A 10989-nucleotide genomic window follows, 5' to 3' on the forward strand; every position below is an offset into this window, starting at 1 on the left:
CAGATTTATTTATTGGAATTCAAGTGTTTAATCAGCTCATCCAACCCTTGCTCCGACATAGCACCTTGACTGAACGCAACCAGTGCACGAAGAGGCATGTAGCGCATCATTGCCATCATCATATCCGAACCATCCTGCATCATGGACATCATCCCACCAGCTTGCGCCATCATGGATTGAATAATAGCAGCACCCTGTGGATCTCCCATAAGATCACCTATTGTTGAATTTCTGGTATAGGTTTTAGATAAGATTACTGTCGATTCAACAACCACACGCTCAGCAAATACGATCTCTTGAGAGGAAGGTCCCACCAAAATCTCAAATTCACCGGTTTCCACATGCCAGTCTTTCAACTCCACGTTGTAATAAGCAAACGCTCTGCTATCAAGCGTAAAGCTCACCAGCTTCGATTCCCCAGGTAGCAGATCCACCTTCGCGAAGCCCTTTAATTCCTTGTCTGGCCGCACCACATTACTGAGTACGTCTTTGACATAAAGCTGCACGATTTCTTTGCCCTGCATAGCTCCAGTATTCGTGACCTTCACACTTACTTGCAGCGTGTCAGTATCTTTCAAACTGTGAGCGCTCACTGAAAGATCGGAGTATGCAAATGTTGTGTAGCTGAGACCATATCCAAACGGGAATAAAGGTATAATCCGCTTAGCATCGTAGTAGCGATATCCTACAAACAGTCCTTCCTTGTATTCAACGGTATCTCCTTCGCCGGGGAAGTTTAAGAAGGAAGGATTATGTTCTAGCCGCATAGGGAATGTCTCTGCCAGCTTACCTGATGGGCTCACATTTCCGAATAACAGATCGGAAATGGCACCGCCGAGCGCTTGCCCTCCAAGGTAGCCCTCGAGCACAGCCTTTACGCTATCAAGCCATGGCATTTCAATGGGCGATCCGTTGCTCAGCACTACAACAACATTAGGCTGAACTTCCGCCACTGCCTCGATCAAGCGAATCTGACTCTCTGGAATACGAAGATGAGTCCGGTCATAGCCTTCAGATTCATAGCGCTCTGGCAATCCGACGAACACAATCGCCGTATCCGCTTGCGAAGCGGCTTCTACGGCTTGCTCAATAAGCTCAATACTCGGCACATCGCTATCAGAAACGTAACCCTGTGAATAGGTCAACTTCGTAGCTAATCCCGCTTCTTCTTGGATGCTGTTATATATCTCATCCAGCCGAGTAGGCTTAATATGTGAGCTTCCGCCGCCTTGATATCGTGGATTACGGGCAAAATCACCAATCACTGCATAGGAGCCTTCACGCTTCAGAGGAAGCAATCCACCCTCGTTTTTGAGAAGCACCATACTCTCTCTGGCAGCAACTCTAGCTAATTGGTGATGTACCTCTATATCATAGGAAGCATTTTCTTTGTTATTCTCTACAGCTTTGAAAATAATAGAAAGCAAGCGACCAACCGCACGATCTAGTGCTTCTTCTGACAATGTTCCACTACGTACGGCATCGATAATCTTCTGATCACCAGCGCCATTACTTGACGGCATTTCCAGCTCCAAGCCTGCAGCTAAGCCTTTAGTCCGCTCATTAACCGCACCCCAGTCAGAAACTACGAACCCTTCATGACCCCACTCTTCTTTTAAAATATCTGTGAGTAAATATGAATTCTCTGAAGCATACTCACCGTTCACCTGATTATAAGAGCACATTACAGTCCATGGTTGCGCCTTTTTTACCACGCTCTCGAAGCTCGCCAAGTAGATTTCTCTTAGTGTACGTTCATCCACAATCGCATCAGTGGACATACGTCGATGTTCTTGGTTATTTGCAGCAAAGTGTTTTAGTGAAGTCCCTACACCTTGGCTTTGTACACCTTCAATATGGCCCACAGCCATCTCAGAAGATAAATATGGATCCTCCGAGAAATACTCAAAATTACGACCGCATAGAGGTGAACGCTTAATATTGACTCCAGGCCCAAGTAAAATAGAGACATCTTCAGCCTGACATTCTTCCCCAATTGCTGCGCCTACCTGCTTGATTAGCTCCCGATCCCAGGAGCAAGCCATTCCAGCTCCCGCCGGAAAACATGTAGAAGGAACACTATCAAATATACCCAAATGATCATTCCCGGCTTTTTGCTTACGCAGACCATGTGGACCATCAGTCATCATAATGGATGGAATACCTAGCCGTTCGACGGCTTTGGTCTGCCAGAAATCTAGTCCTGAGCACATGCCTGCTTTTTCCTCTAAAGTCATTTGTGCAATAAGTTCTTGAATATTTAGTACCACGATCAATTCACTCCTTATAATTGTCTAGTTTCTCTACATACCAACAGAAAGATTGCGACGTTCCTCGAGTTCACGCATCATAACCGGCTGATCCTTGTCAAGACGATAGAACAACAGCAGAGTAATCATAATGATTTGGCCAATAATCGGTGCCCATAAATAGTTAAATGAAATCGCGGCTAATGCGGAATCTGACTGCGCCGTGGAATTAGCTACATAACCACCCATCGACAATATCACCCCACCAAGCGCTCCGCCGAGTCCCATTCCCACCTTAACCCCAAAGCTAGCAGCTGAATAAAGTAGACCTTGTGCCCGAACACCTGATTTCCACTCCCCATAATCAACCGTGTCGGCCATCATTGCAAAAATCAGACCTGCCCCTACTCCCATACCAAGCCCGCTTATAAGTAGCCCTGTCAAAAGCACTGGAACAGAGAGGGCATTTCCCCCAGTAATGGCGATAAGGTAGCCAATAATAGAAACCACTGATCCTATAATAATTGTGTTCCTTTTCCCGATTTTTTTCACAATAAAAGGGGCGATCACCATCGAAAATATCATTAATAATTGCATCGAATTCACGATAGGAATGAGTTCAGGCTTTTTCATATAATAGGTCATGTAATAAATACTGGTCTGTCCTTGTATTGATGTTGTGATCCACAGGAACAAGCTCATCAGAAGCATGATCAACCAAGGTACATTGCCTTTGAGCGCTTTAACACCTTCTCGCATTGGAAGCGGCTTTTCATCAATGGCTTTTACGCGTTCTTTAGTATTCGCAAACATGTTAAGAAACAGCAGCAGTGCAATGCTTGAGAACAATATCATAGTGACCAGAAAACCCTTTGCTTGATCACCTCCACCAAAAGCTTTCACAAGCGGCATCGTTCCAGCACTAACTGTAACTACCCCAATCACGGCGAACACCATGCGAACTGTATTGATCACTGTACGTTCATTAGAATTACTAGTCAGACTTGGCAGGATTGCAGACAGTGGTAGATTAATACCGGAATACATAATACCGAGCACTGTGTACGAAATGTATGCGTATACAAGTTTGCCTGTATCACCAAAATCCGGCGTTAAAAACATAAGTACAGCAGTCAAGCTGAAAGGAACAGCAAGCCAAAGGAAATACGGTCTGCATTTCCCCCACTTCGTTTGAGTGCGGTCAATCATAACACCAATGAACGGCTCGACGATCGCATCGATTACGCGTGCAACAAGAAATACAACAGCTACTGCACCTGGGTTCAGACCAAATACATCCGTATAGAAGTACATGAGATAAAGTGTTGTCATCTGGAAAATCAGATTTGACGCGGTATCACCTAGACCATAACTAATTCGCTCTCTCCATGGCATTTGATTTTCATTCATACTACCATCTCCCCGCGTCCTATTTTGTTAGCGCTTTCTTAATGCATTGTACTGAATAAACTGTCCGTATTTTAACGAAAATAGGGGGCATTTATATCTTTTAGCTGAACGGACGAGTCATTATGAAGATCAGGATACAAATCAACCTTAAAGAGCTTACAGAATAGCAGCATACATGTGATCGTGATAAAAGCACCAAACAATACATCCGTTGCAAAATGATCTCCCATAATGACGCGGCTAGTCGAGGTGCAGATTCCCCATACTACCGCACAGACAAGCATGATATTGCGCCATTTACTAGCGAAAGGCATGAACAGCATCCACAGCATCATGGTCCAGCCATTGGCAGAATGACCCGAAGGAAATGACTTGTAAGCTTCGGATGTGACGCCGTTCTCTTGAATCCCTTGTGGGAGGAACCAGCTAGTAAACAGTGAATAGTCGCCCTCCATATTTCGAAAACGCATTCTTCCCCAAAAGATTTTGAGGACATTTACAAGGAGGATCTCCGCAAATACGATCACGATGGCTGCCCAAGCAGCACGGTTATACTGGCTTAGCGTTTGAACAGCTATACGATTCAATAGCCATTGCGACAACGTTGCAATCAGTACTGCTATAGCTATACTGATGAGCATAACATTGTTCCCAGCCAGCCCATACCCACGCATTAGAGCGATGGATATGATACTAAATCCACTAAGAAGGATGAATAATCCAGATACCAAACGGACCACAATCTTCTTCACTAACCGCTCGTTTCTAACCGTACTAAAAAGAATACTGCTCGCTGCGAATAACACAAAGAAAGCTGGATGCTCTCCAAATGCCTCAAAAAACCAACCAAACTGAGATTCATGTTCGTTGTACAGCGCTTTGGATAGATTCAAATCATAAAAAGTAAATATTGCCATGAACACCACCCATAGCATTAGAAATCCCCATATAAAACGTTTTGTCCCTTTAGTCGTCATTTCCACCACCCCTTTTAACCCTTTTGGAAAACGCTTTCATTTTAAATTATAAAGCTCCTTTTATGGATTCGGATAGGCGAATAATAACTAAAACTAGGGTGGATTTTAACCCTCCTTGCATGTGAAAAAGTGATCAATAAATAAAGCGGGTCGACATTCCATCACCTAAACGGTGAGGGTGCCGACCCGCTCCACTCTTTATTACTTATATGAATATTGAATCAGCTTGGTTGCAACACCTGAACGAGTCAATTTACGAGCGTATGCTTCACACTCGAGCCTTAGGTAATCAAACTCCGCTACAACAATCAATGTTTCAAGCATACCGCTTAAATCTTCTGCCAATAAGGGCGAGAAATAAGGATTCGATGGCTCTGCATTATTTTGCAAATACATATTCAGTATCATTTCGCTCATTTGACCTAAGCCTTGAACAGACGGGATTCGGGACTCAATAGGTCAGGTGATATCCGCCATTACTTTAATGGGCCCGGCTCAATGTTTGGATGTGAAGCGAGTTATCTCCTACACCAATAAGCTCGTAAAGGCGGCAAAAGAAATATCACGCCAGTTCGGCTATCTGCAATGACAGGGGATTAGGCTTTATGGTTCAAACTATTAGAAAAGGAAATAAACTAAAACCACACCCAGGACTAGCACAATCAGTGAAACGATATGTTGTTTTGTATGCTTTAAAAATTTCCAATCAATAAATGACTGAAATCCTAGTGCAATGATTATAATTACAATCCAAAACCACTTCATAACAATCCCCTGTGCGCCATCAGCTATCATTATGATAATTCCCGTAATTAATCCAACAAGTACGAGTATAAGTTTACCTTTCATATTAAGCTCATTACCGTCGTCAGAAAGTTTTTCTTTGTCCGGACCAACAATCCATATCCTTAGAAATAGGTGAGAAAAAGAAAGAATTATTACTAAAAATGGAATGATCACTCCCGTTGCCCTCCTTCTAATTTTCACTTCCCACGATACCATAATAAGGATATTTAATTTAACATTGACAACTTATCGTTAACTTGACAAAGGATCCGCCTATTCGATAGTATGTATTGTATCTTGATAATCAAGATAATCGAATTGCGAGAGTCTTTTTGGAACCTGAATACTCTAAGCTGAAAAGAGGGAAACAATGGCAGTACTAATTCTTTACGCTACAAAATCAGAAGCAACAGAGCAATGTGCAAAAGTATTATCAGAAGAGCTTCCTCATAGTAGGATCTGTAATATTGAATTAGAGAAGCCAAGCATTGAGGAATTTGATAGCATTATTTTAGGCGCAGGAGTAAGAGATGAAAAAATATATAAAGCGATTCGTGATTTTATCAAAAAAAATAAAGATGAGTTACTATATAAGAAGATGGGCTACTATATTTGTAATGAGAAACCAAAGACAACCGAAGAGTTAATCGAGAAAAATTTCCCGGATGATCTAAAAAAAGCTGCGATTTGTATCGAATCCTTTGGCGGTTATAAGGCCTATAAGGCACCCAAGGAAGGTACGGATCAACTTAAAGGTATTTTTGTAGATAAAATAAGAGAATTTTCAAAGAATTTCAAATAGGGAAAATAGAATCACAATTAAAAAATCCGGTTACCAAGACAAATTATCTTGATAACCGGATTCTTTTTTTTAAATATATATTGAATCGTTTATTACTCCTTGATTGTCAATTCAAACTTCGCACCCACATCGCTTACAAATACAATTTTCCCGTTACTCGGAAGTTTAACTTGCGTAAGACCACTGACAGTAGAGAAATTTACACACACACCATTCTCATCATAAACAGCAAAAGAACCTTTAGATGGTAGTTCTACTGTCATCAACTTACCTGATGCTGTCTCAGGTACTTCATACCATCTCGCATATCCATCTGCTTGGATGGTTACCAATGATTGCGGGCCTGCATAGATAGGTTTAATGGCATCCTGTTGTATAAACAATTGATTGCCAACCTTTAAATACTCTACACCATCTTTCGTCTCAAAAATTATATCCGAAAGATCACGCCCACCTAATGTTGGAATCTGCACTGTCATTTCTGCTTTATTTGGCCCAGTTATTTTATTCGAGCCCATATAGCCTGGTGCATCTGGGAACATAGCGATTCCAGCTACTGGCATAATCATGTAATATTGTGAGCTGTACTTCTCGCTGACATCAAAATACAATTTCCCTTGACGTTGTTGCCATGCAGAAGTGATCTCATTGGATAATGAATTCGGTTCAAGCTTCTCAGCTGCATATTGAGTACTGGAAGTTTCACCAAGTCCTGGAATCACCCCGTACCCTTGACTCCAAAGATAGATACGACCATTGCTCTCCTTCACAAAGCTAACTTTACTAGTACCCTCTGCATCTAAGAATTCACCGTTCGTATTATATGAAAATTTCTGAGCTGGTAACGTGGGTACCATAATCGAAGATATACTCAATTCCCCAACTTTACTAATCTCTATCTTCATCAGTTGTGTAGAATCAGCATAGACACCAGCATAATCCAGCATTTCCTGCGGCATAGCCTCTTTGTTCGAAGCTTTAAATGTAGGTGTAGGTTTCAGTTCCTTAATAATCCCCTTTTCTTGTAAGGCACTGAGCAATATTTCATTTGCAAGCATCTGATCGATTGTACTTGATCCACCTGAAGATACCACAGCTGCTGCCATCCGCTGTTCTGGCAACACGACAAGTGAAGTATGATACAGACTTGTATCTCCGCCCTTTGTCAGAGCCTTGATCTCGTAATGATTGAATGGATATAAATTCACACTGTCCCAGCCCAATCCATACGCAAAGGAATTATCGATTCCTTTAGGCCACATTCCACGCTTATATTCCTCTTGCTCCATCGCTTTCACAGATTTTTCTGACAGAATCCCACCTTCCGATTCGCCAGTAAAAATAGTTGCAAAACGCACCAAGTCTTCAGCAGTGGAATAGATACCCCCTGTTCCAATCACGTTAATTGTCTCTTGTGGTAAAGCACCTGAGTAGGTAGCATTGTAGACACTTGCCAGTTGGCTAGAATCTACAGAATCAACTGGTGTTTTCGTATGATCAAGCTCTAATGGTCCTATGAAATTTTGATGAATGAATGTAGTAAAGTCCATTCCACTGACTTTCTCAACAATCAACTCAGCCAACGTAAATCCATCATTACAATATACTGAGTAGGCGCCTGGATCTGCCTTTAGGCGTTGTGTTGCCAAAGTCGCTAGCAAATTATCTTTGGCGATAGGATCAGAATCATTGAATAAGAAAGCGTTTGAAAAGTTCGAACCCCCAAGACCTGATGAATGATTCAGCAGCATTCGTACGGTGATCTGCTTATAACGTGAATCTTCCATCGTAAAATTATTCAAATAAGTTACGACGGGAGCCTCCAAATCAACTTTCCCTTGTTCCACGAGCTTCATAATAGAAGCTGTCGTATACATCTTACTCGTCGAGCCAATTCCATACATCGTTGTAATGCTTGGTGCTGTCTTACTCTCCACGTGGCTATATCCAGATTGGCCACTTACCACGATATTATCTCCATCAATGAGCGCATATTGGAGACTTGTCGTCCCTAGCTTTTCCGTTAAGAATGCTGCCTTCTCTGCCACCACCTTCTGAGTGTTCACGTATGTTTGCGTTTTGCTACTATCCGCTGCTAAAGCATTCGTAGGAAGATACACTACTAAAAGTAGGGATACCATCAACAGGGATATTATTTTCTTCTTCATACATACCCTCCCGCTATGAATTATTCATTCCTTTAAAGGGTAAATTATCCATATGGGAATGTAAAGGAAGTTTATATCATTATCATTATTTAATCCAATAATTCTACTTTGTCTCCGATTCGAATTTGCCCAGTCTTAACTACAGAAGCATACACTCCGAAGTGTAAATCAAACTCTTTGTTCAGTTTTTTCAACAGTGTAGGGTCCTTTTCAAGACTATCAGGGTCCATCGTGATGACCATACATCTCTCACAAAAACTATCTACCTGTAGTTGTGCATCCCCTATACTGAGTTGCCGCCCGATCCAATCCCCTTCGAAAAAAGTTTCATCGTTCAGAGCTACAACGAAATTACCGCGAAACCGTCGTTGATCCAATGAATGTCCCCACGCAGCCTCCAGCTTCTTTAAGCTGACATCCGTAATCAGTAGAATACTAGCGCCATCCACTGATAATAATTGCGGATGCTCAGGCTGGGGATGTGAGGCTTTTAAATTAGACATGGAGATTGGCGTTTTAGTTTGACTTTGAATTTCTCCCAATAGATCTTTGTCCCAACCAAAAGTTCGTCCATCCGATGCAGTTACAAGAATTTCTCCATTGATGTATTGTGCTTGATAGGTAAGCATATTTGGACTATTTCTAGCCGTTATGTAACGCCACCAGCCTTCTTTTGACTCATCATAAAAGGTGCAGAAACGGTCACCAAGCATACCATAAGTTTCAATCATGCAGGTTTCCAATTGCTCACCCGCGAATGACTTGACTGGATAACGATTTATTTCTGTTATTTCACCAACGATTGATTGCACGGCACAACGCCTCCACTTTCTTAAAATGCAACGTATCTTCCCATTCTACCTGATTTGGTTTGACTCTTACATCGTTATTTTCACAGCAACACATAGCTATTCCGACCGGTTCTCAATAACATTAAAAAATGTATGTTTTACTGGGAATATATGTTTTATACTATGACTATTACATATGGTGGAATGAATATGAGAGGTGAACTGCAGTGCGGCCCAATGAATTCCAAAGTTTTGACTTTGCCTTTAATCATGCTGTGATTGGAATGGCTCTTGTTTCGTTTGATGGAACGTTCCTGAAATGGAATTCTGCCTTAAGTACCCTCTTGGGGTATGATCATAACGAGTTATTAACACCCTCTCCATCCGTCCGGACGCTTCTTGATCAGATCCATGAAATTGCTGAGCTTGGAACTCCTTCCTCCATGAACATTCATCCGCATCGATTCCAACAGGATTACTTCCAACCAACTGGACACCTCTTGTCTCTAGAAGTCTCCGTATCTATCATTTCGGATGGCAATGGTGCACCCCTATATTATTTTACTCAATTCGAGAATAAGACGATGATCAGGCAAATGGAGACTCAGCTACAGGATGCAGAAAACAGTCTACTTGAAAAAGAGAACTCATTCCTGCAACTGCTAGAGGGATTACCTCTAACCGTCGTTATTACAGCGAATGGGATTGTTCAGTATGCGAATTCAGCGGGCTTACAATTAATCCACGCGGAGAGCCTGGATCAAGTGCTGGGTATATCTACTACTAATATTGTAGACCTTTCCAATTATGCAATCCTCCAAGAGCGAAGGGAAAGGTATTTCAGCGGTAATACGATAGGCTCTGTCTGCTACTTAATCAATTGCTTAAATGGTCAGCAGAAATATGTGGATGGATTCACATTACCGATTACCTTCAATGGTAACGGAGCATTTATTGGAATATTTAAAGACATCTCTCAGCAAATGCTGGAAGATGAACGACTAATCCAATCCGAGAAATTGTCCACCGCAGGGCAATTAGCAGCGGGAATCGCTCATGAAATCAGGAATCCACTTACGGCTATTAACGGATTTATGAAGTTGATTCGCTCTTCTGAGCGTATGAATGATAAATATTTCTTCATTATTGAGTCAGAATTGAAACGCATCGAGTTTATTGTCAACGAACTGCTGGTCTTATCCAAGCCACAAACGACGCATGTCAGTAAACCTGTGGATTTATTGTCTTTACTGGAACAAGTCACCACATTAATGAATGGACAAGCTGCACTGAAAAACCTAAAGATCCTCCCTGTCTGCGCAGATCAATCCATTTGGATCAATGGCGAGGCTTATCAGCTGAAACAGGTGTTTATTAATTTACTTAAAAATGCGATGGAAGCAATGAATAGTGGGGGAAACATTTATATTCATGTTCTTACAAATGAAAGTGAAACCCGAATCAGTGTGCAGGATGAAGGTTGCGGGATGACAGAGGAACAGATCAAAGCACTTGGCAAACCATTTTATACGACAAAAGAAACAGGAACAGGCCTTGGGTTTATGATCACACAGAATATTGTACATAATCATGGCGGATCGATCACTGTAGAAAGTATACCTGAGCAAGGAACCACTTTTACCGTAATCATTCCAACGATTTTAGAGCCAGAAGAAACTGTGATGTAGTACATAAAGTGCCGCAACATCGTGCAAGAACGCTCCTATTTTCCACACTATAATGATTATATATTACTGGAAAATTAGGTGTAGCAGTGACTCGTGGGAACCTTTTTGACGCTAACCG

General features: G+C 41.8%; 9 protein-coding genes. 2 read left to right on the forward strand and 7 right to left on the reverse strand.

Annotated features, from left to right (window positions below; genetic code table 11):
• Positions 1-5 precede the first annotated feature (5 nt).
• The 5 genes from MHH52_RS18685 to MHH52_RS18705 form a co-directional block, all read right to left on the reverse strand.
• Complete coding sequence (locus MHH52_RS18685; protein ID WP_340003974.1) at positions 6-2270, reverse strand: glycoside hydrolase family 3 C-terminal domain-containing protein; 2265 nt, start codon at positions 2268-2270, stop codon at positions 6-8.
• Positions 2271-2303: 33 nt separating this feature from the next.
• Positions 2304-3659: an MFS transporter gene (locus tag MHH52_RS18690; RefSeq protein ID WP_313639391.1), complete on the reverse strand. Its 1356-nt coding sequence runs from the start codon at positions 3657-3659 to the stop codon at positions 2304-2306.
• A 71-nt stretch (positions 3660-3730) separates the two neighbouring features.
• A complete protein-coding gene (locus tag MHH52_RS18695) occupies positions 3731-4636 on the reverse strand; it encodes a phosphatase PAP2 family protein (RefSeq protein ID WP_340003975.1) in 906 nt (301 codons plus the stop codon).
• Between the two features lie 201 nt (positions 4637-4837).
• Positions 4838-5053: an alpha/beta hydrolase fold domain-containing protein gene (locus MHH52_RS18700; RefSeq protein WP_340003976.1), complete on the reverse strand. Its 216-nt coding sequence runs from the start codon at positions 5051-5053 to the stop codon at positions 4838-4840.
• Positions 5054-5254: 201 nt separating this feature from the next.
• On the reverse strand, positions 5255-5596 hold the full coding sequence (locus tag MHH52_RS18705; RefSeq protein ID WP_340003977.1) for a DUF4181 domain-containing protein: 342 nt from the start codon (positions 5594-5596) through the stop codon (positions 5255-5257).
• Between the two features lie 196 nt (positions 5597-5792).
• Between MHH52_RS18705 and MHH52_RS18710 the strand changes: the two genes are divergently transcribed.
• Complete coding sequence (locus MHH52_RS18710; RefSeq protein ID WP_340003978.1) at positions 5793-6224, forward strand: flavodoxin domain-containing protein; 432 nt, start codon at positions 5793-5795, stop codon at positions 6222-6224.
• A 92-nt stretch (positions 6225-6316) separates the two neighbouring features.
• Here the strand turns inward: MHH52_RS18710 and MHH52_RS18715 are convergent, their stop codons facing one another.
• Both MHH52_RS18715 and MHH52_RS18720 read right to left on the reverse strand, forming a co-directional pair.
• Positions 6317-8392: a serine hydrolase domain-containing protein gene (locus MHH52_RS18715; RefSeq protein ID WP_340003979.1), complete on the reverse strand. Its 2076-nt coding sequence runs from the start codon at positions 8390-8392 to the stop codon at positions 6317-6319.
• An 89-nt stretch (positions 8393-8481) separates the two neighbouring features.
• A complete protein-coding gene (locus MHH52_RS18720; protein ID WP_340003980.1) occupies positions 8482-9204 on the reverse strand; it encodes an MOSC N-terminal beta barrel domain-containing protein in 723 nt (240 codons plus the stop codon).
• A gap of 206 nt (positions 9205-9410) precedes the next feature.
• Here MHH52_RS18720 and MHH52_RS18725 point away from each other — a divergent pair, with 206 nt between their 5' ends.
• Positions 9411-10871, forward strand: a complete 1461-nt coding sequence (locus MHH52_RS18725) for an ATP-binding protein (protein WP_340003981.1) — start codon at positions 9411-9413, stop codon at positions 10869-10871.
• The last annotated feature ends 118 nt before the right edge of the window (positions 10872-10989 follow it).

Origin of the sequence: Paenibacillus sp. FSL K6-0276 (assembly GCF_037977235.1) — a bacterium.
Taxonomy (GTDB): domain Bacteria; phylum Bacillota; class Bacilli; order Paenibacillales; family Paenibacillaceae; genus Paenibacillus_AQ.